Origin of the sequence: Sivoneniella epilithica UHCC 1019 (assembly GCF_040830845.1) — a bacterium.
Lineage (GTDB): Bacteria > Cyanobacteriota > Cyanobacteriia > Leptolyngbyales > Leptolyngbyaceae > ULC077BIN1.
The window spans coordinates 1-522 of record NZ_JBFPDP010000130.1 but is presented as its reverse complement, the minus strand read 5'-3'; the positions used below and the strand labels follow the sequence as shown (position 1 = coordinate 522).

The following is a 522-nucleotide window of genomic DNA, read 5'->3' as shown; positions in this document are numbered from 1 at the left end:
CATAAGACCGTTGTAGGGCAGACTCCACCCGCTGGCGTTGTAATTCAGCAGCGGCTCTGGCAGCAAAAATGGTGATCATCGCCCTGGCATTTTCCTCGTTTTCTAGGGGACGATCGCTCAGAATACACAGTACCCCCATCACCTGCTGCGCATCATCCAATAACGGTGTGCCGACATAACAATCAGCATTCAACGCTTTTAACGGGGCTGCCGTTGGGAAAGATTCTTGAACTTGAGCCGGATAGCTGCATAGTCCTGCCTGATCGACCACCGCTCCACAGGGAGTTCCCGGCAGTTCATAGACAAAGGGTGCCATTGCTTGTTCCTTTGCCCAAAATGCCAATGTTTTCAATGTCTTAGGCTGGTGGCTGATCATCTCTGAGACGAGAACATAGGGCACCTCTAAAGCCGTCGCTAGATTTTGCACCAGCACTGGAAAAAATTCTTCGCCAGTGACAGATGCAGTTCCGGTGACAATTGTTTGCAGGGTTTGTTCCGACTGCTGAAGTTTTTGATGGGCAA

Annotated in this window: 1 protein-coding gene; it reads right to left on the bottom strand. The window is 50.6% G+C overall.

The window, feature by feature from the left end; all coding sequences use genetic code 11:
* Nucleotides 1-522, bottom strand: a 522-nt coding sequence (locus AB3R30_RS26965) for a GAF domain-containing protein (RefSeq protein WP_458652282.1), incomplete at both ends; no start/stop codon positions are given.